The 25,405-nt window shown below is 44.5% G+C and carries 20 protein-coding genes; 14 read left to right on the plus strand and 6 right to left on the minus strand.

What is annotated here, in order from left to right:
* Positions 1-145: 145 nt before the first annotated feature.
* Complete coding sequence (locus H8K33_RS07840; protein ID WP_186890413.1) at positions 146-1,270, plus strand: beta-ketoacyl-ACP synthase III; 1,125 nt, start codon at positions 146-148, stop codon at positions 1,268-1,270.
* A 70-nt stretch (positions 1,271-1,340) separates the two neighbouring features.
* Here H8K33_RS07840 and H8K33_RS07845 read toward each other — a convergent pair whose 3' ends face one another.
* The 4 genes from H8K33_RS07845 to pgmB all read right to left on the minus strand — a co-directional run bounded on the left by H8K33_RS07845 (position 1,341) and on the right by pgmB (position 7,298).
* Positions 1,341-2,039: a thiol:disulfide interchange protein DsbA/DsbL gene (locus H8K33_RS07845; RefSeq protein ID WP_186890414.1), complete on the minus strand. Its 699-nt coding sequence runs from the start codon at positions 2,037-2,039 to the stop codon at positions 1,341-1,343.
* A 64-nt stretch (positions 2,040-2,103) separates the two neighbouring features.
* Positions 2,104-3,729, minus strand: coding sequence for an alpha-glucosidase (locus H8K33_RS07850; protein ID WP_222613333.1), 1,626 nt, complete (start codon positions 3,727-3,729; stop codon positions 2,104-2,106).
* A 337-nt stretch (positions 3,730-4,066) separates the two neighbouring features.
* Complete coding sequence (locus tag H8K33_RS07855) at positions 4,067-6,379, minus strand: family 65 glycosyl hydrolase domain-containing protein (protein ID WP_186890416.1); 2,313 nt, start codon at positions 6,377-6,379, stop codon at positions 4,067-4,069.
* Positions 6,380-6,587: 208 nt separating this feature from the next.
* The gene (gene pgmB / locus H8K33_RS07860) at positions 6,588-7,298 is read right to left on the minus strand and encodes a beta-phosphoglucomutase (protein ID WP_186890511.1); all 711 of its coding nucleotides are present in this window, start codon (positions 7,296-7,298) and stop codon (positions 6,588-6,590) included.
* Between the two features lie 315 nt (positions 7,299-7,613).
* Between pgmB and H8K33_RS07865 the strand changes: the two genes are divergently transcribed.
* Positions 7,614-8,633, plus strand: coding sequence for a PIN domain-containing protein (locus H8K33_RS07865; RefSeq protein ID WP_186890417.1), 1,020 nt, complete (start codon positions 7,614-7,616; stop codon positions 8,631-8,633).
* Positions 8,634-8,708: 75 nt separating this feature from the next.
* Entirely contained in the window at positions 8,709-9,560 is an 852-nt protein-coding gene (locus tag H8K33_RS07870; protein ID WP_186890418.1) for a dienelactone hydrolase family protein, read from the plus strand.
* A 187-nt stretch (positions 9,561-9,747) separates the two neighbouring features.
* Here the strand turns inward: H8K33_RS07870 and H8K33_RS20165 are convergent, their stop codons facing one another.
* Positions 9,748-10,491 (minus strand): TlpA family protein disulfide reductase, encoded by a 744-nt coding sequence (locus H8K33_RS20165; protein ID WP_222613334.1) that lies wholly within the window; start codon positions 10,489-10,491, stop codon positions 9,748-9,750.
* Between the two features lie 307 nt (positions 10,492-10,798).
* Here H8K33_RS20165 and H8K33_RS07880 point away from each other — a divergent pair, with 307 nt between their 5' ends.
* The 3 genes from H8K33_RS07880 to H8K33_RS07890 all read left to right on the plus strand — a co-directional run bounded on the left by H8K33_RS07880 (position 10,799) and on the right by H8K33_RS07890 (position 12,000).
* A complete protein-coding gene (locus tag H8K33_RS07880; RefSeq protein ID WP_186890420.1) occupies positions 10,799-11,185 on the plus strand; it encodes a VOC family protein in 387 nt (128 codons plus the stop codon).
* 27 nt (positions 11,186-11,212) lie between these two features.
* A complete protein-coding gene (locus H8K33_RS07885; protein ID WP_186890421.1) occupies positions 11,213-11,620 on the plus strand; it encodes a hypothetical protein in 408 nt (135 codons plus the stop codon).
* Between the two features lie 71 nt (positions 11,621-11,691).
* Positions 11,692-12,000: a single-stranded DNA-binding protein gene (locus tag H8K33_RS07890; RefSeq protein WP_186890422.1), complete on the plus strand. Its 309-nt coding sequence runs from the start codon at positions 11,692-11,694 to the stop codon at positions 11,998-12,000.
* Between the two features lie 53 nt (positions 12,001-12,053).
* Here H8K33_RS07890 and H8K33_RS07895 read toward each other — a convergent pair whose 3' ends face one another.
* Positions 12,054-12,749 (minus strand): outer membrane lipoprotein, encoded by a 696-nt coding sequence (locus H8K33_RS07895; protein WP_186890423.1) that lies wholly within the window; start codon positions 12,747-12,749, stop codon positions 12,054-12,056.
* Between the two features lie 206 nt (positions 12,750-12,955).
* Here H8K33_RS07895 and H8K33_RS07900 point away from each other — a divergent pair, with 206 nt between their 5' ends.
* From H8K33_RS07900 to H8K33_RS07935, 8 genes are all read left to right on the plus strand, one after another.
* Positions 12,956-15,118: a S9 family peptidase gene (locus H8K33_RS07900; protein WP_186890424.1), complete on the plus strand. Its 2,163-nt coding sequence runs from the start codon at positions 12,956-12,958 to the stop codon at positions 15,116-15,118.
* Positions 15,119-15,433: 315 nt separating this feature from the next.
* The gene (locus H8K33_RS07905) at positions 15,434-16,108 is read left to right on the plus strand and encodes a hypothetical protein (protein WP_186890425.1); all 675 of its coding nucleotides are present in this window, start codon (positions 15,434-15,436) and stop codon (positions 16,106-16,108) included.
* A gap of 107 nt (positions 16,109-16,215) precedes the next feature.
* Positions 16,216-16,701, plus strand: coding sequence for a hypothetical protein (locus tag H8K33_RS07910; RefSeq protein WP_186890426.1), 486 nt, complete (start codon positions 16,216-16,218; stop codon positions 16,699-16,701).
* Positions 16,702-16,978: 277 nt separating this feature from the next.
* Positions 16,979-17,932: a GlcNAc-transferase family protein gene (locus H8K33_RS07915; protein WP_186890427.1), complete on the plus strand. Its 954-nt coding sequence runs from the start codon at positions 16,979-16,981 to the stop codon at positions 17,930-17,932.
* 311 nt (positions 17,933-18,243) lie between these two features.
* Positions 18,244-19,458, plus strand: a complete 1,215-nt coding sequence (locus H8K33_RS07920; protein ID WP_186890428.1) for a cytochrome P450 — start codon at positions 18,244-18,246, stop codon at positions 19,456-19,458.
* Between the two features lie 105 nt (positions 19,459-19,563).
* Positions 19,564-21,891 carry a patatin-like phospholipase family protein gene (locus H8K33_RS07925; RefSeq protein ID WP_186890429.1) on the plus strand — a complete coding sequence of 776 codons (2,328 nt, stop codon included), beginning with the start codon at positions 19,564-19,566 and terminating at the stop codon, positions 21,889-21,891.
* A 385-nt stretch (positions 21,892-22,276) separates the two neighbouring features.
* Complete coding sequence (locus tag H8K33_RS07930) at positions 22,277-23,620, plus strand: heme-binding protein (RefSeq protein WP_222613335.1); 1,344 nt, start codon at positions 22,277-22,279, stop codon at positions 23,618-23,620.
* Positions 23,621-23,705: 85 nt separating this feature from the next.
* Complete coding sequence (locus H8K33_RS07935; RefSeq protein WP_222613336.1) at positions 23,706-25,385, plus strand: ferritin-like protein; 1,680 nt, start codon at positions 23,706-23,708, stop codon at positions 25,383-25,385.
* Positions 25,386-25,405: the final 20 nt, after the last annotated feature.

A 25,405-nucleotide genomic window follows, 5' to 3' on the forward strand; every position in this document is an offset into this window, starting at 1 on the left:
ATCTAAATTCATCTAAATTCGTTGGAATATTTCCTCTAAGTTTTGCCCATATTTAAAGCAGTGGCAAAATACCCGTGTAAAATCGGTGTGCTAAGCACCGCCTACAGAAGCGCTGCAATCCATCACTCCAACCGAGGAAACCCAGATGAATCAAGTCGTCATCAGCGGCACAGGTCTATACACGCCCACCGAATCGATCTCTAATCAAGAATTAATCGCCAGTTTTAACGCTTATGTTGCGCAATTCAACCAAAATAATGCCGCTGCCATTGCCGCCAGCGAAATCACCGCATTAGAACCATCAAGTGAAGCGTTTATTGAAAAAGCATCTGGTATCAAATCACGCTATGTGATCAATAAAGCGGGCGTACTGGATATCAACCGCATGGTGCCGCATATCGCCGAACGCAGCGATGATGAACCATCAATTATGTGTGAAATGGCAGTCGCCGCAGCCAAGCAAGCACTAGAACGTGCCGGTAAAACCGCAGCCGATGTCGATGCGGTAATTTGCGCAGCAAGCAATATGCAACGCGCATATCCAGCAATGGCAGTAGAAATCCAAAACGCACTTGGTATCGATGGCTACGGCTACGACATCAATGTCGCTTGCTCATCAGCTACCTTTGGTATTCAAGCTGCGATGAGTGCCATCCAAAGTGGGCAAGCGCGCGCTGTCTTGGTCGTGAACCCTGAAATCACTAGCGGCCATTTGAACTGGCGTGATCGCGACAGTCATTTCATCTTTGGTGATGCCTGCACCGCGATTCTATTAGAGCGTGCTGACCTAGCAACGTCTTCACACCAATTTGCGATTTTGGGAATGAAGCTAAAAACGCAATTCTCCAATAACATCCGCAACAATTTCGGTTTTTTAAATCGTGCTGATGAGACTGGCGTTGGCAAAGTGGACAAATTATTTCGCCAACAAGGTCGCAAAGTATTTAAAGAAGTTTGTCCCATGGCCGCCGAAACCATTACCACAACGGTTCAAGCTGCGGGCTTAGATGTGAATGCTGTTCAACGCTTTTGGTTACATCAAGCCAATTTGAATATGAATCTTTTAATTGCACGTTTGATTTTGGGACGTGATGCAACAACAGAAGAATCACCAACGATTCTCGATACCTATGCCAATACCTCCTCGGCTGGCTCCATCATCGCTTTCCACAAACATCAAGATGATTTAGCGAAAGAAGCTATCGGTGTCATTTGTTCTTTTGGTGCCGGCTATTCGATAGGCTGTGTCGTGGTAAAAAAGCTCAGCTAAGGTCTACTTTATTTCATCAACAAAAAAGCGCCAGCCCTTCAAGGCTGGCGCTTTTTCTTAGAGCTTCAGATTATTTCGCTGCATTAGCTTTATCTTTTTGTGCAGTAGCGACTAACCAATCCAAAACAGGGAACAAGGCTTGATTCGCTTGTTCTTCACTAGGGCGTCCATGTTCGCTACCAGCCATTGATGGCGAAGTTTGAAAACGCCCATCAACGATCAAGGTCGGCCAAGAGTTAATTTCGTAATCGGACATCACGCGTGGAGCACGCGCTTGCTTCGTTTTGATCGTAAAAGAATTATAGGCACTGAAAAACGCAGCCTTATCAATCGACGTTTTATTGATGAAATCACGTACTTGCTCATCGGTCATCAAACGATTGCGCTGAGCGTGATAAGCATCGAAAACTTGATTTTGTAATTCATCTGCCTTACCTATTGCATCAAGCGCAAAGAATAATTTTTGCTGCGTTTCCGCACCCGGGTTCAGAACATGAATACGTTTAAATGAAATTTTATCGCCCTGCTTTTTCACCCATTCCGCAAGGCTAGGTTCCAGGTGATGACAGAAGTGACAATAGTAAGCAAAAAATTCGATGACTTCGATTTTATTCCCCGCATTGGCTGCTTGCGGTTGCGATAGCAATCGATATTCCTTACCCGCTTCTGGTTTAAGAATGCTGGCATGGGTAGTCAGGTTCAGCAAACCCAAACCTGTTCCTGCCATGAATTGTGAAAAGCGACGTCTGTTGATTTGTATAGGCGACATATTTTTATCCATAGAAGCAAACAAAAAAGTCAGTATAAACGCAAATGCCGATTCAGGTCAGCGCTTAAGAGTGACGTTTAACACCTATCCACGCGCCATATGCAGGCAAGGATAAGCGTGCATCGTCCTTCTGCCCCGCTAAGCCATGACCAGTTAAGGCGATGGCGTCTTGAATTAGGGGCCACTCGAAGCTTTGCGCTTGTGAGGATAAATTAAATACAGCCACCAAAGGCGGGGCGCCGTCAGATTGCCGACTCAATGCCAGTAAAGGTTCTGGCACATCATAAAACTGAATATCGCCACGCAAAAGTTGCGGGATACTCTTACGCCAGCGCATCACGCGACGCGCAAAATGCAAAGCTGATTCTGAATCTTTATCTTGCTCTGCAACAGCCAAAGCTAGATGCTCTTCTGGTACTGGCAACCAGGGCTTGGCGACAGAAAATCCAGCATTCTGTTCGGCACTATCCCAAACCATCGGCGTGCGGCATCCATCTCTGCCTTTGGATTCGGGCCAAAAAGTAATACCAACAGGGTCTTGTAAATCTTCGTAGCTAAGCACAGCTTCGGTCAATCCAAGTTCATCACCTTGATATAAACAAGGCGTGCCTTTTAATGCCAATTGTAAGGTCAAAATCATCTTCGCAAATGCTGGCCCTGCATCGCGCCCGCCCCAACGGGTATTCACACGCACCACATCGTGATTGCCTACTGACCACGAGGCACAAGCATCTTTAACACGAGTCTCAAACGCTTCGACCTGACGCCGTATATGCGCAGCAGAAAATTCTGTGGTCAACAAATTAAAGCTATACGCCATGTGCAAACGTTGATCACCTTCGGTATATTGCGCCATCACTTCGAGCGCATCGTCCGCACCGACTTCACCAATCGAAATTGCTTGATACTCGTCCAGCAAAACGCGGACTTTTTCTAAGAAAATCAAATTCTCTGGACGAGAATTATCAAACACATGGGCTTGCATGCCATACGGGTTCGAAGCTGCAACATTGACTGTATTGCGTTTTTCCGCGACTGGATTATCCCGCAATTGCTGATCATGAAAATGATAAATACAGGCATCCATACGGAAACCATCGACCCCACGCTCCAGCCAGAATCGCATGTTTTCCAGATGCGCTTGCTGCACTTCTGGGTGATGAAAATTCATATCCGGCTGGCTCGTGAGAAAATTATGCAGATAATATTGGCAGCGACGCGTATCCCACTGCCACGCGGAACCACCAAAAATCGATAACCAATTATTCGGTGGAGTGCCATCGGTTTTTGGATCTGCCCAGACATACCAATCTGCTTTAGGATTGTGGCGATTGCTGCGACTTTCGATAAACCAAGGGTGGGTCTCTGCTGTATGTGACAAGACTTGATCGATCATTAGCTTCAAACCTAATGCATGCGCGCGCGCGATCAAGGCATCGAAATCAGACAAGCTACCGAACAAAGGATCAACATCGCAATAATCTGCAACATCGTAACCAAAATCTTTCATCGGCGAAGTAAAAAATGGTGAGATCCAAACGATGTCCACGCCAAGACTGGCAATGTAGTCTAATTTCTCAGTAATTCCTGGCAGATCACCAATTCCGTCACCATTACTGTCTTTAAAACTACGCGGATAAACTTGATAGATGACGGCTTCGCGCCACCAATTTGGATTCTGAGAAGACATAAGATGCATTGCGATTCGACAAATGAAAATAATACGAAAGACCGTTGTTGGCTAAATGCATTCCCGCAACAACTGAGCAGATACCAGATAAAAAAAGCCCCTCACTTACTCTCGTAAGGAGGGAGCCGAAACTCATCACCGAGCTGATTACCCCTCCGATGTGAGCAAGAAATACAGTACTAGACTTCAAATAAAATCAACACAAAATCATCGCTTTTTGCAGGCTACCTATTTCCGTCATTCAGCGAGAAAAAACATCGCATGTAATTGAATTACACTAAATTTGTTTCCTCACTTTTAACCTTATCACTCAATTCTTGAGAAAGCAATTCTAAATTTAACGAGCAACAGTCAAAATTTGACGCGCTTGTAATTTTTTCTCAGCGCCCAAAACCCTCAAGCGCAATCCAATATCCGATTCATTTTCAATAATAATTGCATTTGCCGCAACAGACACTTTCAACAAGGCACCACGGAAAGTAATACGGAAAGAATAGCCCTGCCACTGCTTAGGTAAACTAGGGTTTAAATGCAGAGCGCCTTGTTGCACGCGCACACCGCCAAAGCCTTCAACCACGGACATCCAAGTGCCGGCCATCGACGTGATATGCAAGCCATCATCAGTATCGTGGTTGTAATCATCGAGATCCAAACGCGCAGTCCGCAGATAAAATTTGTACGCCAAATCTTCATATCCCAGCGACGACGCCAAGATAGAATGAATACACGGCGACAGCGAAGATTCATGCACGGTCAAAGGCTCATAGAAATCAAAATTTTTCTTGAGTGTCTCTTTGTTGTAGTTCGCTTCAAAGGTATAAATGCCCTGCAAAACATCGGCTTGCTTGATGTAGCACGAGCGCAAAATTCTATCCCATGACCAGTTTTTATGAATTGGATATTCGCCTTTAGGAATCGCTGACATCGGCAACAATTCTTTATCCATAAAACCATCGTGCTGAATAAACACGCCGGTTGGCGCATCGACTGGCAAAACAATTTTTGCGGCAACATCGGCCCAGATCGTTTCCTCGTCTTCGTGCCCGCCCAATTGGGTCTTCGCTACGATTTCGGCGTAGCGCACTGGATCGCTCGCTTTGACTTGGGCTAAAGACTCGCGTGTGTAATTCAGAGTCCATTGCGCCAACAAATTGGTGTACCAATTATTGTTGACGTTGTTTTCGTATTCATTTGGCCCCGTCACACCCAACATGATGTAGCCATTACGACGGTCTGACCATTGCACGCGTTGACGCCAAAAACGAGAAATCGCGATCAAGACTTCTAGTCCGTATTCCGCCAGATAGCCAAGATCACCCGTGTGATTGATGTAGTTGTAAATCGCAAAACTCATCGCGCCATTACGGTGAATTTCTTCGAAGGTAATTTCCCATTCGTTATGACACTCTTCGCCATTGATGGTCACCATAGGATACAAGGCAGCGCCATGTTTGAAGCCCAGCTTGGCGGCATTCTCGATCGCGCGACCAAGATGCTTGTAGCGATACACGAGCAATTGACGTGCGACTTTAGGGTCCGCAGTTTTCAAATAGAACGGTAAACAATATGCTTCGGTATCCCAGTAAGTGACGCCGCCGTATTTCTCGCCGGTGAAGCCTTTCGGGCCGATGTTCAAGCGTTCATCTTCACCTGTATAGGTTTGATTCATTTGCAGAATATTGAAGCGGATCGCTTGCTGGGCGGCGACATCGCCATCAATCGTGATATCGCATTCCGCCCATTTTTTCGCCCATGCTGCACGCTGCTCGCTCAGCATTTTTTCAAAGCCTTTTACCTGAGCAGCCGCTGCACTTGCTTGTGCTGTGGTTTGTATCGTCGCTTTCTCTGCATACAGTGATGAAATCACGGCGACGTATTTAATCAAGCTAACAGACTGCCCCTGCGCGATATCAACATGCACGATATTTGCGACAAATTTTTCTTTCGATACAGGTTCAGCTTGTAAAGCCTGAGGCGCGCCATCAATTTCCAAAGATAATGAAAATGCTGTCGCTACATGAAATGCTGTCTTCTTTGTTTCGCCCGTAATCGCTGCAACACCGGCTTCTGCTGTACGTGAAATCTCCACCCAAAACTGTTCATCGTAGTTGGAGTCTTGATTCACTACATTCAAATCCAGCAAAGGCGTAAAAGTCAGTTTTCCGCTGAAATTCAAAGCTTTAACCGTATAACGAATCACCGCATTGTCAGTATCAACAATGCTAGTAAAACGCGTAGACTGCACTTCGATTTGCTTACCTGATGCCAGAGTCGCCACAAAGCTGCGTTGCAAGAGTCCTTCTTGCATGTTCAATACACGCTTAAAATTCGCTACGCTAGCGGTTGCCAAATCAAGTTCTTCGCCATCGACGTTGACATTAATACCTATCCAATTGGTCGCATTGAGCACCTTCGCGAAATATTCTGGATAACCGTTTTTCCACCAGCCGACACGCGTTTTATCTGGGTAATAAACGCCAGCCACATAGCTACCGCGCAAACTGCTGCCGCTATATTTTTCTTCAAAATTAGCGCGCTGGCCCATCTTGCCATTGCCTATCGAAAAGATACTTTCGGAGATACGATGCAAAGCAGGATCAAAGCCTTCTTCGATAATATTCCACGGGTCTTTTTTGATGTAATCTCTCATTGCTATTTCGTCCGTCTTGGTTTATTCGTTGACTGTTTTTTGGCTATTTTTGTGACTGCTTTTTGTGACTATTTGTGCTTCTCGCCCATCCCCTTCTAGACATAGCCTATCTACACAAGTCAGAGCGCCACTAAAAGTCCCCTCCCTTTCAAGGGGGAGGGCTAGGGTGGGAATGGGTTATAGTGAGGCAATCAGCAACCTATGTCGCTCAGCTAAAACCCATCCCCAACCCAGCCTTCCCCATTTCATAAAACTTCGTGGGAAGGAGTATTTCATCGCGCGCCAACACATCTGCGATGCTCAAGCCCGCAAAGTTCGGCAACACCAAATTCGCCTGATCCAATACCGCAGCACTCCCGATACCCACCACTTTCATGCCAGCGTTACGTGCCGCCTGCACACCTGCCACCGCGTCTTCAAACACAATGCACGCGCTAGCAGGTACCGCTAATTCTTCCGCCGCTTTTAAGAACACTTCAGGATCTGGTTTGGCTTTACTAACTTTATTGCCATCAACAATCGCATCGAATTGATCGAGCAACTGTATGCGCTCCAAAATCAAGACCGCATTTTTACTTGCCGATCCCAGCGCCACTTTGATACCCTGCGCGCGCACTGAAGTCAAAAACTCCGCAGCACCTGGCAAAATCTCCTCCGACCCGATTTGCTGTATGTATTCCAGATACCAGCCATTCTTACGCACCAAAGCCGCATCAAATTCCGCGTCATCAAGTTGCTTACCACCCAAGCGCAAAATCAATTTCAAAGACTCAACCCGACTGACACCTTTAAGCTGCTCATTGTCATGCTCAGTAAAATCAAAACCCAAACTATTCGCCAAGCGCTTCCAAGCCAGATAGTGATACTTCGCGGTATCCACAATCACACCATCGAGGTCAAAAATGCAGGCTGGTTTCATAGACTTACTCATCTTCTGGAAAATTAAAAAGCGCTAATTGAATGATTTTTTGAAAACTTTTAAGGGATTAATTCAAAGCGCTTTGGATTGATTTCCAGTTTAATTCAAAGCGCTTTGAAAAGTAAAGCAAAAAACGCGAGGTTTTGTTGTTTTGTGGAATTGGAGGGATGAAGTGCGCTTTGGGCTAAGGGCGATATCAATACCCAATCGGTGTTACAAGACTCTCCGAGCATTTGAAGCATCATTGTGATTTTTACATTTATGTGTTAACTTCAGTTTCTTTCACATTAAAACAAGTAAGGCGTCGCGAGCCAAATGTCACTTCCCACAGCTGTTTTCCTCGACACCAGCATACTAGCTGGCCAGCAGTACAACTTCTCTTCGACCGCCCTTACGACGTTCATTCCCTTAGCCCAGAAACACACTTTGAAGCTCCTGTTACCTGAACCAACAGAGAGCGAAGTGATGCGTCAGATCCGCGAACGTTCACAAGAAGCACTAAAGGCACTCGAAGACGCGCGGCGGAAGGCTCCATTCTTGGCTAAGTGGAAGCACTTCCCTCTAAAGCAAACTTCATACATTGCCGACAGGGAGGTCATGCGCATAGCTAAAACTGAATGGGAAGAATTCCTAAAGAATTTCAATCTCATCAAACTCGACTATAGCAGCGTTAATCTAGCAACTGTTATGCAGTGGTATGACCGCATTACCCCTCCATTTCGGGAGGGGAAGAAGCGAAAAGAGTTTCCTGACGCCTTCGCAATCGCAATCATCGAAGCACACGCACTCAAGACGGGAGACACCATAGCCGTAGTGTCTGAAGACACAGACATGAAGTTTGCATGTGACCGCTTTCCCTCGCTGCTGTATTTCAAATCACTTCCTGCACTAACTGAATTATTGCTTAGCGACAGCGAGAAACTCGATAAGATCCGTAAGTCCCTCCTCGATGACTTAAGCGCACTCGAAGAAGCCGCATTCAATTCAGCTAATGAACTTGGCTACTATCACGGAGACCGTGAGTACAAGGTAAAAAGAACAAAGCTGCACGGGGTCTCTGTTTACGATGTTCGCGTAGTCGGGATCGGAGCAGGTGAATGCACCATAACCTTTGATTGCGAGCTTGAAGCGGAGCATCTGCTCGAATGGAGCCATTGGGACTACTACCGCGACGAATATCACGAAGAGGAAGCTTGGGTAAATGAAAATGCTTCATTCGGCGGCACGGCGAAGGTTGCACTTGATCCAAAAACAGGTGCTATTGCCAACGTAACGTATTTCGATTTGGAAACTGGTGATATTGAAGTCAATGAGAGTCCACGGCGGAGATGGTGACGTCGCCCCCTGTTCCGTCGAAAGGGACGTCCATATCAAACATTAGACCTAAAATTACACAACCCCAATCAAACAATGAAGAAAACAAAAACACTCATTCTCCTTCTCTGCACCGCCCTGACAAGCTGCACCACAGTCTCTCAACAACACGAACTAATAGAAAACGCCAAGCCATTGGCCCGCGACATCTTCAATGCTGTTTCACCTAATCAATTTGAGAGCGCCAGCTTTACGTCTTCACGCGGCGTGCAATTGCCCTATCGCTTACTGCGGCCATCAAAACTAATTCCAGGAAAAATTTATCCGCTCGTAGTACAACTGCATGGATCAGCAGGAGTTGGGATTGACAACTTGAGCCAGCTAGAGCGAATGGCCAAGAGTTGGGCTATGCCGGATGTTCGCGATCGGTATCAGGCGTTTATTTTGATTCCACAGTTTTCAATCAGAAGCGCAAATTATGGTGCGGCTTCGCCAGATCAACATGCCGTTCCCTCATCAATGCTGAACGACACAGTAGAGTTAATCAATCAATTTAGCGCAGAAAATCCCGTGGATAAATCTCGCATCTATGCCACGGGATTTTCTATGGGAGGCTCGGCAGCATGGTTACTTCCTGTGACCTCACCTGGGTTGTTTGCTGGTATTGTTCCCATGTCTGGCATCGCGCCTTCAAATTCTCAAGCGATCAATTTTGCTAAGCTGCCTGTACTCGTAATTCACGGCAACGCGGATATGGAAAATCCAATTACTGCTGACAGACGATTTGCCCAAGCGATTGCTAGTCATGGTGGGCAGCAAATCACATTGAGAGAATATAAAGGATTGGAACATCAGCTGCCTGCCGATATCTATCCGGGATTTTGGTGGCGCGATTGGTTATTCAGTCAGCAGCTTAAATCATCTCATTCCAACCCTAGCCCCAAATAAGCAATGCGCATGACAAACTCATATTGTTTGAGCATCATCAGAAATATTGAACTTCACTGCCAACAATTAACTACCGTTAGTCAAAGCAGTTTTCATCCATTTCAATAATTAAAGCAAGCGCTACGGTGCATTTTCGAACACAACAATTGTTTAGAAATGCAATACAACTTTCCAAACAAGTCAGACCTCACAATTTCGTCACCGCGGTTTCAAGAAAAGTCTCTAATTCATGAAGGCGTTCGAATACTTTCATGATTTTTCCATCGGTGCCGACGATGAGATGCGTCGGGTAGGCTCCCAGTTTAAGTTCATTTTGAATATAGCTTTGCATCTTTGGAACCACTGCGTACTTCAAAGGCTGCGCTTCCAAGAACTTAATTAATTCGGCTTGCGGGTCGAGGGCTAAGCTCAAGAATTGAACTCTAGGATTGTCTTGATACAACTCAACCAACTTATTCGCTTGAGGGAATTCTTCAATACATGCTGTGCACTTGATGAACCAAGTTTTAACGACCGTTAATTTACCGAGTAAGCTATTTTGATTGTGTGCTTTACCGTTGATATCAAACACATCCATATTGGGAAGAGGTTTTCCTTGCATGTAAAAATAGCCGAGTTCTGTTTGCGCTATGCGAGCAGAAGTACGTCTTATACTTTGCATTGAATTATCCATATTATCTAAGACATACAAACGATAAACGTCACTCGGCTCAGCTGTCTTTAACTTAATTGCGATAAGCTTAGCTTCACTCATTTTCTTTAGAAAATTTTCCTTATCCAACACGGTCGAATTCACATCAAGTCCGATGAATTCTTTGCCAAGACGAATATTGTAGTAGGTGTAGTTCCACCATTGTTGAAAGTCCTTGGTCAACTCTTTCAATTCTATTTCCGGCTCCAAATTCACATACTTGTTGTCATACTCATTCACGGAGGACGCCTCAACTTTTTCCGCAACAGCATTTGCGATTTGCCGCGCCAAACATTGAGCGCTACATGACAACAAAAAAACCGATAGAACGATTGGGGCGATAAGCGATGTAAGCAAAGTTTTCCTCCGCGGCGTCAACATGAACGGGCATTCACAAAATTTTATTTCTTAATAAATTGAAAATTACCACTTAAAATATCAAGCCGCAACAATTTCAAACGACAAATCTATTCTCCGATCGATGTTGTTTCCGTTTTATTGTGGGATGATGTCTACCTATTCAACAATCATTTTTAGGAGTGCTAACATGAAACGAGTGACCGGCGTTGGCGGTATATTTTTCAAAGCCAAAGATGCGCCTGCATTACATGCTTGGTACAAGCAACATCTAGGAATTGATGTTCAGACCTGGGGTGGAACCGCTTTCAGTTGGTCTGATAGTGAAGGTAAGCCGGTTGGAGGCACCACGATTTGGTCTATCGGTTCGCATGAAAGCGACACCTTTGCACCCAGCTCAGCACCTTTCATGATCAACTATCGGGTCGACGACTTACATGGCTTGGTCAAACTATTAAAAGAAGAAGGCTGCAATGTGCTGGAAAAAATTGATGAATCTGAATACGGTAAATTTGCTTGGGTGATTGATCCTGAAGGGAACAAAGTTGAACTTTGGCAGCCGCCTTTAGGTCAATAAACGCAGCGAACTCAAAATATCTTACTCATGTCAACATCTCTTGTTTCGGTTGCCGGACGCTTCTCAGTATTTATCGCAGTCTCACTAATCACCTTCATTGCCATCTTGTACTGCGTTACTCGCCATCGCACACAGCGCCCTCGTACTTTAACGGTAATGGCAGTGGCAAGCGTCGTCGTGGTTGGTGGTATGGTATTTGCCAAGTTGGGCAACAATGCCGGATTAGCTTGGTGGATTTACTACACAGTGCCGGCGCTAACAACCTTGCTTCTACCGCCAATCGTTTTTAAATTTCATCGTAAAGAATTACTGCAATACTTAGTACTCGCTTTTCTATCTTCACCCGTGATTCATGTGGTGTTTTCATTTTTATTTGATTGGCACGAATATATGCCATTTATTCGCGTGCCTTCACTGCAATCTCTGCTTGCATGATCGAATACTGATAAGAAAAATCACCTCGCATACTATAATGCGACTCCATTCATATCAAAGAGTAATTCATTATGATAGATGCACTGATCGCTGGACGCCTATATGGCATTGCAGAACAAAGAACAGGTCATGCGGGTTCGGCTTATGTGACTTGCAAAGTTAAAGCAATGACCGATGATGGCGATGGCATTATTTGTAATGTGATCGCATTTAACGACACGGTGCGAGAAACTTTGCTGCAGCTGGAAGATGGCGCTAGTTTAAGTTTATCTGGCGCCTTAACGCCGAAAGTGTGGACAGACAAGCAGGGCAATGCGCGCCCGGCTTTGGATTTGGTTGCGCATAGCATACAAGATTTGGCTTTTGCCGAACGCAAATAAAAAAACGGCGACTAAGAAACGTCGCCGCTTTTCAAAATTACTCGACAAACGACTTAGTCATTACTGACCAAGCGACCATCCACTAATTTAACGCGATCACCACTACGCCAATCTGGCTTATTTTCTGGCGTGAAGGTACGGATATCACCATTCTCCATTTTCACCCGAACTTCATAAGTAGTACGCGTATTGCGGCTTTTTTCGATTTCATTTCCTGCATAACCACCACCAACAGCACCTGCAACGGTGGCTAACTTACGACCATTACCACCACCGATTTGATTGCCGATGACACCACCGAGAACAGCACCTGCAACAGCACCAACGCCACTCCCCTTTTCTGCCTTTTGTTCCACACTGCGCACAGATTCGACTACGCCACATTGACTACAAATAGGCTTCTCAACTTTTTCTGCAACTGCATTTGAAGAATTTTGCTGCGCTGTTTTTGGCACTGTTTTTGGCGCACTGTTTTTTGCAACTGGCACTGTAGGAGATTTTGCCACTTCCTTGTCGCTAGATTTATCATTTGTATCCACAAGCAAAGTATTTGCAGAGCTGCTTGCCGGTGCTGGCGAAGTTGGTTCGGCTAAATTTGTTGCAACATTTTCTGCTTCAGGTTTAGGCTCACCTTTGGTGCTCGGCAAAAGCCCAGTCATTGCAGCAACACCAACCAAACTAAATACGATTACCGAACCTGCGGCAACTGCGATCAAGGGATGTAAAGACTTTTTTTGGATATCGCTCATTTGCTACTCTCTTTGTAATAAGGGTGAGATTGTAACGGTAATGATCACCGCCTGGTTGACCTAAGGCGAATTCTAGCTTGCAATGTACTTATAAAAAATAACTAGAATTCAATGCAAAACTCTCTTAAGATGCAAGTCTTATCGCTTAGATATTACTGTGTAAATATTACTGTTTTACTTTTACTGATCTACTTACAAGGATTCTTATGTCCCTCAATCATTGGTCTGTGCTAGGAGCATCTTTCGTGATCGCCGTGAGTTCAGCAACCACCGTCAATTCTCAAACTGCATCAACACAAACAACGCCTGCTGCCAGCATGCCAGTTCCGCCCATTGCCGCCAAATCTAATTGGTCGGAAGTTCGCCACGGTGAAACCGTAAGCGATGACTATCGTTGGTTACAAAAGAAAGAAGACCCTAAGGTCATCGATTATTTGAATGCAGAAAACTCCTACACGCAAGCAATGACGTCTGGAGTGCAAGCACTCGCTGATAAATTGTTTGCGGAGACCAAAGGCCGTATGAAAGAGACCGACTTGTCGGTGCCTGTACGACGCGGCAAGTATTATTACTATTCTCGCACCGAGGCTGGCAAACAGTATGGCATTAATTGCCGCCGTCTGGCAGATGCCAAACTCAACTACGACGAAAAAGCCGTTGAGGAAATTCTGTTAGATCAAAATGAATTAGCCAAAGGGCAGAAATTCTTTATGGTTGCGGGCACTTCTGTGAGCCCCGATGATCGCTATCTCGCCTACTTGACGGACACCACTGGTTACCGTCAATTCAAATTGCAAATCAAAGATTTGAAAACCGGTGAACTACTGAAAGATACAGCTGAGCGCGTGACCAGTATGGCGTGGGCGGCAGATAACAAAACGATGTTCTATGTACAAGAAGATGCCACAACCAAGCGCTCTGATCGCCTGTTCCGTTTTAGCTTGGGCGATAAAGCGACCGAAATTTATCATGAGAAAGTTGAACAATTCGGTATTGGCATTGGCACCAGTCGTGATCGAAAATTCATCCAATTACAAGCCTATGCAACTGACACCAGCGAAGCATGGTTACTGCCTGCGAATCAACCACAAGCTAATTTCAAATCCGTTTTAGGGCGCGAAAAAGGTCATCGTTACAATGTTGAACATCGCGATGGCAGTTTGTTTATTCGTACCAACAAGAACGCTAAAAACTTCCGCATTGTGACTGCACCGTTTGCCAATCCGGTTGAAAAAAATTGGAAAGAAATCGTCAAACATGATGACAAGGTACTAGTTGGGAACTATGAAGTTTTCCGTGATTACTTGGCCGTCACAGAAAAAACCCAGGCCTTAAACCGTACTCGCATCTTTAATTTCAAAACCAAGCAATGGAAGAGCGTGCAGTTTAACGACGAAGTGTATTTAGCCAATAGCGCAGGCACACCAGAATTTACAGCACAAAAACTGCGTATGTCCTATCAATCACCAACCACACCACCGATGGTGATGGACGTGAATATGGCCACTGGCGAACGCAGCATCTTGAAGCAACAAGAAGTTGTCGGCGGCTTTGATGCCAGCAAGTACGAAGCGCGTCGCTTATGGGCAACGGCTAAAGATGGTGTGAAGGTTCCGTTGTGGGCTGTGTATAAAAAAGGCGTGAAATTCGATGGCACTGCGCCTACGCTTCTGTATTCATATGGCAGCTATGGCATTTCCACCGAAGCGACATTTGCCTTGAGTCGTCTGAGCTTACTCGATCGTGGTGTGATTTACGTACAAGCACACATTCGTGGTGGCACGGATCTAGGTGAACGTTGGCACGAAGATGGCATGTTGATGAAGAAGAAAAACACCTTCACCGACTTTATCGCCGCTGCAGAATTTCTGATTCAAGAAAAATGGACCAGTAAAGACAAGTTAATTATTCAAGGCGGTAGCGCTGGTGGTTTATTGATGGGTGCAGTAGTCAACATGCGTCCTGATTTATTCAAAGCGGTTCACGCAGCCGTACCATTTGTTGACGTCATGAATACCATGATGGATTCCAGCCTGCCCTTAACGACAGGTGAATATTTAGAATGGGGCGATCCAAATAATAAGGCAGCATACGATTACATGCGCAGCTATTCTCCGTATGACAATATCGAGAAAAAAGCGTATCCAGCGATGTTGGTGACAACGGGTCTGAACGACAGTCAGGTCATGTATTGGGAACCAGCAAAGTACGTTGCGAAATTGCGTGCACACAAAACAGACAGCAATCCTTTGCTGTTAAAAACCAATATGGCGGCCGGACATGGCGGCGCTTCAGGTCGTTATGATGCAATCAAAGAAGGCGCGTTTAACTTTGCATGGATGTTGTCGCAGTGGGGTATTAAAGAGTAGGCTTTGGACTGGCGTGAGATATCTACACAAAGTAAACAATTCAGAGATGTTGAATTCCTAAAATTTAGGAATCAAAAAATTTGTTAAAGTTCTCACGTACATGAACAAACAACACAGGGAAATCCAACACGGATTTCCCTGTGTTTTTTTATTTGTGCAGCTGACTTTTACCTAAAAGGACTAGCACTTTTGCAGCGATCTGAATCAATGTACTGATCTGTTTAAACCAGCTCAACTAGCGAACGAAGGCATCAAAAAAAAATCAATGAATCATTAAGTTAATGTACATTTATAATGTCAACATAGAATGATAATATGAAATTATCGCAAACGAAAATATCCTTCGTTGTGATTTTCATTAAGAAATTCAATCTATTTTTACATGGGAAAATTAATGCAAGATTCTTTTTTTATGACAGCGTGGTTTCAACTGCTGTGTTGCCGGTATCAACATTTTCAGTCGAAACCAATTCCACACAAGCAAGCTCAACTGAAACTATTTCGCAAGACACTTCAATCGCAAGTATCTTAGAGCAGCTTCAATCGATTACATCATCTGCAGAGAAATTGGCGCTAGAAAACGCCAACTTAGAGCTAAGTTTATTAATTGAACCTACCTATCCTCCCGATGACGATACGAGCCCTAAATCAGAGGCTGCAATTCATGGCATTAGCGTAAAGCCCGGCGTAAATTTGAATAATTTGGGCAGAGAAATTGTTGCGACTTTTTCTTCAGTAGCGGCAGCATTCTCTAGTGTGGGTGCGACGCCAGTAATTACATCAGCAAATGACGGAACACATATGCCAGGTTCACAGCACTATGTGAATCAAGCGATCGACTTACGAGCAAATAATATTTCAAGCAGTTCTGCCAACACCATAGTCAATGCACTAAGAGCCTCACTCGGCTCCAGCTATTTTGTTCAATATGAATCGTTTCCCTCCAATCCAACAAATAATCACATTCATATCCAAACAGTGAAGAAATAAACTATCTTTTATCAGGTATCTGAAATTTCCCTCCCGAGCAATATTCACACAATCTCAATTATTGTTCGGGATTTATGCAAATCAAATCATTGTTATGTGAACTCACCATGAATAATTCCAATCTGAAATCTATTTACTGTATCGCCATCAGCTTAATTTTTTTAGGTTTTACTTGGCCAAGTAGTGCATCAGAAAAAAATACTCATCTACCAGCAGGTTGGTCTATATTGCCAAAAGAAAAATCCACTAAAGATGGAAACGTGGAGATAGAAGGATTCTTTTCTGGTTCGACAATAAAAGCAAAAGCGATACTGGTCGAAAACAAAGCTACGAACACATTTGGATTGGCCGTTGTAACGCGCCCAAATCAGATCGCAATGATTGTTAAAACTTTCAAAGACATTGTCGCGAACCCACCAAGTCTGAGTGTGATCAAACCAGGTAAATATCATCCGACATGTTTACCAGAAGTGAAAAAATGCAGCGCGATTATTGTAAAAAATCAGGCTATTGGCCTGACTTTTGAAGAGGCCAGTGGTCAAATAATTTACTTTAACAAAAATAAATTCAAAGTAGTGCATGTCACCGACTAGACAAATCTTCCACTGCTCCTTAATTGAACTTTTTTCATCAAGCTTTAATGTCTTCTCGAGACCTCCGAACAACCGTCGCGAGCAGTCGAAGTTTGAATTGAGAAACGCACCAATACTAGAGCCCAGTGAGCATCGCAGATTCAAAATTCGTCCGTGCAGAGGCTTCTTTTTAGTACGACTATGTCGGAATGGATTGACTGTATGGCGATGCCAAATCGACGCCCAGCTTTATCCTCAACTTTGAAGCTGCTAAGCAATTTCTAAACTACGAATAAAAATGAGCATCTTTGTCAGTGTAGCGTCATATTGCGACGACCTATTAGATTCCACCATCGAATCGATTTTTCAACAAGCAGACAATCCTAACGAAATTTTTGTTGGTGTTATTGATCAAAACTTTCAACGAAATATACGTATTTCTATGTCAAAGTACGCTCACCATGTCCGCTACGTGCATATCGATTTTCGAGAGTCACGTGGCGTTTGCTGGGCACGAAACCTTGCAAGCACTTTATATCAAAATGAAGATTGGTATTTTCAAATCGATGCCCACACTCTGTTCGATAAAGCTTGGGATAGCTACCTCATTTCGCTTGCCAAATCCTGCCAACACATCAACAGCAAAGTTATCCTGTCATCATATCCAAATCCGTTCATTATTGAGAACGGCCAATTTAAAAAGAAACCTATCTGGGACCGCGTAATCGTTCATGCACTTGATGCCAACAGTTCATTCAATGAAAAATCAGCATTTCTACAGTTCAGAGGAATAAGTATTGATAGACGTGAGCCAATAATTGGCGGTCATTTAGCAGCTGGAAATATTTTTGCACGAGGTGACCTATTTCACGAAGTTCCCTATGATCCTTTTCTGTACTTTCGTGAAGAAGAACAATCATTGTCAGTGCGAAGCTTTACGCATGGTTGGAGCATTTTTCACTACGCTAATATTCCGGTGTATCACCTCTATTCCCAAGCGAATGCCGTAGATAAGTCAAAAACCTTGCATTGGGATATGACACATCAGGAACAAAGAATAAATAACTGCTGTGTAAAATACAATGAAATCTCGAAAGCACGATTCAACATCCTTATGTCTGATTCCAGTAATTTAGGAATTTATGGGCATGGTCGGATGCGCACGCTAAAGGACTATGCTGCATGCTTTGGCATTGACTATATTCAAAGACAAATATCTCCAATTGCCTACGTGCATAATCAGGATAGATAAAACAAAAATTTACTGAATCACAAATGAGCGCAATTCTCAATGTAAGCAGAATCCAATTGTGCATCTATATGTTCATTAAACTTCTAGCACGCTCAATATTCCGCTTCTTTTTCACAGTTTTCCAATGCCAGCCTCCGAGCTGGCATTTTTTTTGCATGAGAGTTACAGCGTGCGAATTTAAAACAACGACTATTAAATAAATATTGATAAAAATAGACTTTTATTTGCTCATACATTACTCTCCATTGCCAAACAATGCTTAAAAAGCTTGACTTAAAAATATAAAATTTCATATCTTCCGGGAGCATCACATGAGCATCGCAACACAAATCAAAACTTGGGCAGGCAATAATCTTCCTTTTATCTTTGCCATCCTACGCACCGTCAAACCAAACCTGGTACTCAAAGAATTTGCCTTGATCACGCGTTTTAGTGATGTACAGGAAGCACTATCGCGTCCGAATGCGCTGGGTGTAACTTACGCAGAAAAGATGGGCAAGATTACAGCAGGAAGTAATTTTTTTCTGGGCATGGACGACACACCAAGCTATACCCGTGATGTATCCAATATGCGCTTGGTAGTACGGCGCGCAGATGTTAGTCAAATCATCACCCCCATGGTTGAGCAATTTGCGCAACAGCTGGTCAATAGGGCCACAGGTAAAATAGAAATGGTGAGTCAACTCAGTAGCATCGTACCCTGCCAATTCAGCGCAGCATATTTAGGAATTGCGGGTCCTAGCCAGAAAGAATTATTTGACTGGACCAGCAGCATGTTTGCCTATCTGTTTTACCCAAATAATCCGCCAGAGGTCGATCAAGCCGCGCTCGCCAATAGTGTAAAAACTTGCGCCTATCTCGATCAACTCATTGCACAACGAAAACAAGCAGCGGAATCTGGCACAAACATCGATGACATCATTGGCCGGTGCTTACAACTACAGGCAAGTGGTACACCGGGGATGAGTGATCTGGAAATCCGTAACAATCTCATTGGTATCATCATCGGTTTGATGCCAACAACCTCCAAATGTGCTGTTTTAGTGATTGATTATTTACTCGACCATCCAGCATTACTCGCCCAAGCACAAGCCGCGGCACTACAAGATGACAATGAAAAACTCCGGAAATTTATGCTTGAAGCTTTGCGTTTTAATAGCTTTGGTGCAGGGATCTTTCGGATTGCGAATGAAGATTACGTGATTGCTAGCGGTAGCATGCGCTCCAAAAAAATCAAGAAGGGCACGAAGGTTTTAGTCGCTTTGCAATCTGCCATGCTAGACGGCCGCGAACTCGATGATCCAAAATCTTTCCGCCTTGATCGTCCTGATTATCAATACATGCACTTCGGCTACGGCATGCATACCTGCTTCGGACAATACATCAATATGGTGCAAATTCCGATGATCGTGAAATCCTTACTTCGTTGTAAAAACTTACGCCGAGCCGCAGGTGAAGAAGGCAAAGTACGCTACCAAAACAGTTTTCCTGTCAGCCTGCATCTGGAATTTGATCCAGCATCTTGAACATTTTCTTGATGCTTTTTTTGCATCAGTAATACATCAATAGATACATCAATCGATACCTCAATTGTTAAATGACGAAGTAAAGCAAATTGAAAGTGCCAGATCATGCATAACAAGCACCAGCTCATGCAAGAGGTTTTTCAAGCAGAACTTGAAGAGATCAATAAACGCAAATTCTTAGATAGTGATGGCAATCTGCTCAACCGTCACGAACAAGAACTCGTCGATTTTGATCGCATCTTACTTCCTGCAGAAAAACGCTCGTCAATTCTCAACGAAGTGCTTGATGAAATCAACAACACACAAGCGGCATGGAACGCGGACAACACTGTGGCACATCGTGGCTTGGTCGGTTTAGCGTTCTCTGGTGGTGGCATACGTTCAGCGACGGTGAACCTTGGCATCTTGCAAGGTTTGCGTAAAATTGGCTTACTCAGGGCGGTCGATTATTTATCCACAGTATCTGGTGGCGGTTACATCGGCTCTTGTTACAGCGCGGTACAAGCGCTGGAGGCTAAGCAATTAGATGCGAATAATACATTCAAGCCCGATGGCATCAACCAAACACAAGCACACGACGCACTGTTCGGACATCAGCCTGGCGTGCCAGAAAATGCGGTCTTCCGGCACTTACGGAACAATGCCAATTACATGGCACCTGGCGGCATAATCGATGTCCTGCGCGTGCCTAGCGTGTTCTTACGCGGCATGGTGATTAATTTTTTAATCGTCTTCCCCTTACTACTCATATTGGCGGCAATCAGTGTGTTGTTGATGTCTACAACATGGGACGTGCGCCAACAACTTACATCGTTGTTAAGTCAAATTCATTTACCAAGCACCGAGAAATTTGCAATCACGCTATCCATACTCTATGCAACGATAGCAATCTATCTTGTATCTCCTCTGGCAAATATGACGTTGCAAGCAAAGCCGGCAACATCAAAACCTGGACTTCAACCCAACGCCAATAGCGTCAACGATCTCAACAATATGGGCTGGAATAATCGAAACAAAGCAACCCGTTTACTGGGCTGGTGTATTGCGGCAATTTTTATCAGTGCGGCCATTGAATTACAGCCCATTGCAATTGCATTGTATGGAAGCGAAGTGGATCGTCGATTGAGTTTTCAATCGCTGGTACTATTAGGTAGTTTTTCTGCATTCGGCCTGAGCTTCTTAGCTGCTAAGCTCTTACCCAAAATAGCCAGTCTGGCATCGCGCATGACGATCTACATCTTAGGTCTGATCGGCTTTGCTGTCTTCTGGTTGTTCTATCTGCATTTATGCAATGACTTACTACGTGCAAGCCAATTGCAGCAGAGCGGTTTTATGTGGATTAGTCCACTCGGCTTTATCAGCATCGCCTTCATTTTGTCGCTGATTAATCATTTTACCGGCAACATTAACTTTACCAGTTTTAGTTGTTTTTATCGTGATCGTCTAAGTAAAGCATATATTTTTGGTTTAAATCGAGACGGCAAAATTCAACAGGCTGACGATCTTAAGCTATCTGAACTAGATTCGACATTTGCCCCCTACCATTTGCTCAATTGCACCTTAAATTTGAGTCGCACCAGCCAAGCCTATTGCGATGATAGACGAGGTGATTTTTTCTTCTTCAGCAAACGTTTTATTGGTAGCGTCAGCACAACTTATTGCACCACCGAAGAATTAGAAGCGCAAAATCCAGAACTCAATCTGGCGACCGCCATGGCGATTTCAGCCGCTGCGGTCGCACCCAATCTCGGCAAGAGTACGATCAAGCCATTAGTCTTTATTTTAGGCATGCTCAATATTCGCTACGATTATTGGCTAGCAAACCCAGCTTGGATCAACAACAAAAGAACAATTAATAGCCGTCCCGGCTCCAGTTATTTTTTACGCGAACTCGCCAGCAATCTTAATGCTGAAACCGCCTACATTAATTTAACCGATGGCGGCCATATCGAAAATCTCGGTATGTATGAATTGATACGACGTGAATGCCGATTAATTATTGCGGGTGATAGTGAAGAAGATTTAGGCCTTACTTTTTCTAGTCTGGCAGATGTGATTCGATTAGTACAAATTGACTTTGGTGTCATTATTGTGATGGATGGCCTAGATGCGATTCGTAACGGCAAACAGCATTATGCGATTGGGACTATTTATTACTGTAATGAGAAAGTCGGCAAATTAATTTATCTGAAGACTTCTTTAATCGGCGACTTTAGTCTGCGTGATAGTTTGGCTCCTGATGCCTATCTATCCTCACGCTTACGCGATGACGACTTGGGCTTTGATCATAATGCCTATATCGCACATTACAAAACACAAGATCCAAGCTTCCCGCATCAATCGTCGGCGAATCAATTTTATGATGAAACACAATTCGAATGCTATCGCTCATTAGGATTTCAAATTGCGACCAATTCGCTAGGACGTCGCTGAACATTCTTAGAAATGTTTGAGTAGCAAAGCCATCATATCCACATGCAATCGATCATTCAAATGCATGAATGATCGAAGTTTGCCGCCTTGTGCAGAATTCTGCACAGCCTGATGACCTTCATGATGAGTGCACCTCGCTTAAGAATCTTCATCCGATATTTCTTCACACGTAATCAGAAATGAGCTTACGTGTAATGCAAATAAAAACCTGCTTTTTTTGAGCTTCGCCAGCCAGCAATAGCCACAAATAGCCACAATTTTATTTGGCACAAAAAATGCTAAAGCATCTATACGAGCAGATATCGCTTCTCAACTAACAACACAATCAACCAGCGATTCTTATCGTTTTGTTTTGATAGTTCTAAGAAAATTGGGGGAAGTTCAAATGCCAAATCAAAGTATTGTGGTGCAGGCAAATCAAACTTGGTCAGATACAGGAATACTCATCACTGCAAACAGCGCAGTCACGATCAGTTTTCAAACTGGTGCGTGGACTGCAGATCCGCAAACAAATCAACACCAACTATACGGCCCTGCTGGCAACGCACAAATTATTATTCCGCCAACGCAAGCACGCTATCCTTTAGTGGGTGCGCCTATGGGCGCTCTCGTTGGGCGAATCGGTGACAATCCGGTATTCTTAATCGGTGCCGGGCCAACTGAATTACCCACTGGTCAAAGCGGGAATTTAGCGCTATGCATTAACGATGATATCCACGCGGCTTATGGTTTAGGGCTGGCAGATAATCTGGGAGCGATTAGTGTCTTCATTTATAACAGCAACACGCTGCCAGATTTATCAACGGCACTGGTTCATGAACCAGCACAAACGTCACCAGCTGCACCCACAACGACTTTGGGACCACTTGAATATTTCATCGGGACTTGGACTAATAAGCTCACGGACACCGATGGTCTGCCCTACTCCTACAATGTCATGCCCTTACCGCAGGTCGATCCCAGCTCGCCGACTGGCTACATCTTAAAAAACTTTGCTTATTACGAAGAACTTACTTTCAGCGCGATACATGGTGGCGCGCCCAATCGAGGTGGATTAGGCACACAAAACTGCAACGTTTTGCTTTATGAGCAGCGGGTGTATTTTGCCGAAGGGCCAAACAAGAACGCCTTGGTACACGCGGAAAACGGATCGCTGTTATTCATCAATGATCAGCCACAAATACTCGGCCCCTATGGCAATGGCGATCAAGCTGGCATTGGTAATCGAACTATTAGCAACAGTGTCCCACCGACGCAGCAATTTAATATTATCAAACAAGTTTCTGTACCACACGGGAATTCAATCTTGGCTGCGGGCACGTATCAAAAACAGGCAGGTGCGCCAATTATTCCAGCGCTTTCCACGTTACCCGAAGGCGTGGTGACAACACAGTATTCACAGATGGATCCCGTTGCGAATCCTAATCCAAGTTATACACTCAATCCCAATCAAGCTTTAGCAGATGCATTACTCACAGCACCTGTCACAGCGTTTTTCACGCTCCAAGTCAGTAGCAAAAACGGCGGTGGCGCGGTCACCAATATCGGTTTCGAACAACAACATGCGAATGTCGAAATGTATTCCTGTACTTACTGGTTAGAAGCATTAAACAATGCCGCAGAATTCACCCAGCTCCAATATTCACAAACCATACTAATGCGCTTGCCAATAGGTGATGGTTTTGTTGATTTTCCACATGTTACAAGCAATACCTTAACTAAGACCTAGGGCATGTTGACCTAGTCAAAACCACATTAGCTTCCACAAAGTACCTCCACACTTCACCGCTATATTTATGCAGAAAGGTTCTACGATGTCTTCTAAGCCTACCCACAATGCGCAACAGTTTCCTGCAGATCGTTCAGCGCTGCATCAGTTGTTGCAACTTGCCGTTGAGGTCGAATTGTTCACCATCCCGCTATACATGTCCTCGCTTTACTCAATACGAGGTATGTATCCAAGTTCGTCTACCAGCCAAAATCTGTGGCCGGGAATAAAGCCAAACCCGAATGTTAGCAGTCCAAATCAGTATGCCTATAATGCCATCTTTAGCGTCTATATACAGGAAATGCTGCATCTGCAATTGGCCAGCAATTTATGTACAGCCGTTGGCTTCACACCAAAGTTTCCCGCACTTGATTACACCTCATTTGGCAGCTCAATTCCTTGCATCGGCGATTTAAAAACAGTCAAGGGATATGAGGATGTACAAGTAAAACTTGGCCCACTAGATCGCAATCAAATCAAACTATTTTTAGCGATTGAGATGCCAGACTGGGAAGCGAACAACGACGGACATCTGCGCCCTGCCACACCATTTCCCACAGACGCTGGTGGCAAGCCGGTGATGCCGGCAGCATTTGGTTCTATCGGACACCTGTATCACTGTATAGAACAGTATTTTGACATCATGTATGACGACAAAATGAGCTTATGGGAAAAACTATTCACACCCAATTCTGTGCAAGTTGACATGTTCAATTTCAAATCAGCTAGTGCGCAACATCCCACCAGAGAGTATCCGCTTTTTCCAGTCACGATCCCCAGCGATGCAACTGCAAAACAAGCACGCAAAACCGCACAAGAAATGATCACCGCCATTCTTGATCAAGGCGAAGGAGCGCAAGCTAACTCCGAGGTGCCAAATCGCTTCGTTCCAGCTGAAAAAAGAATGGAGAAAGACGAAACTAAGAGTAATGCCATCGTTCGTGCACAATGGGATAAACAAAGTCATTATGATCGTTTTGCGTTAGTTGCATCTTGGTTAGATATGATAGAAACTTGGCCAAACTGGCTAGCGACGCGCCCTGCAAATGCAGCGTGGACCGCGGACGATCTACTGCTTGAACCGCAAGAAGCAACACCAGCGGAACTCGCTGCGGCACAAGCCCGCGCGGATGCAATGAACAATCCAGCTACCGCCGCAGAAATAGATAATGCACTAAGTCATAGTTATTGCAATTTATTATCTGCGATCGAATCAAGTTGGAGTAACGCGAAAATCAGCTTTCCCGCTGCTGCTATGCAAGCCTTATCGACTCGCGTTGCGACCGTGTGGGCCACTGGTGGTGCGCCTAGCTTTACGCCAGTGACACCGAATGTCATCGGTAGTAACGCACATGCTTGCCAAGGTCTGGATCCCAACTCACCGGGAGCCAATAGTTGTGCCAATGCGGTAATTCATACTTGCGCAGGCTCAAATAGTTGCGCTAATCAGGGTGGATGTGGTTATCCACCCGCTGAAAGTTTACCGGATTTCAATTCAGCCGCAGGCAACGGAGGATGCGGTGCACCGATTCCAGATGCACAAATTTTCCATGGCACCAATCCACCAGTGTCGGTCGATGGAAATCAAATCAGTGCCACCAATGGACAAAGTGTTTACGACACGGCTTGGCAAGTTTTTCAGGCTCGATTTGCAAGTAATCCCGCCGTCAAAAATGCCCAAAAACCCGTACCCAATAATTTACGTATCGTACTCCCACCAAGCTAAGCGCTGATCATATTTGCGTC

It is taken from the genome of Affinundibacterium amnicola, assembly GCF_014284275.1.
GTDB classification, from domain to species: domain Bacteria; phylum Pseudomonadota; class Gammaproteobacteria; order Burkholderiales; family Burkholderiaceae_D; genus Undibacterium; species Undibacterium amnicola.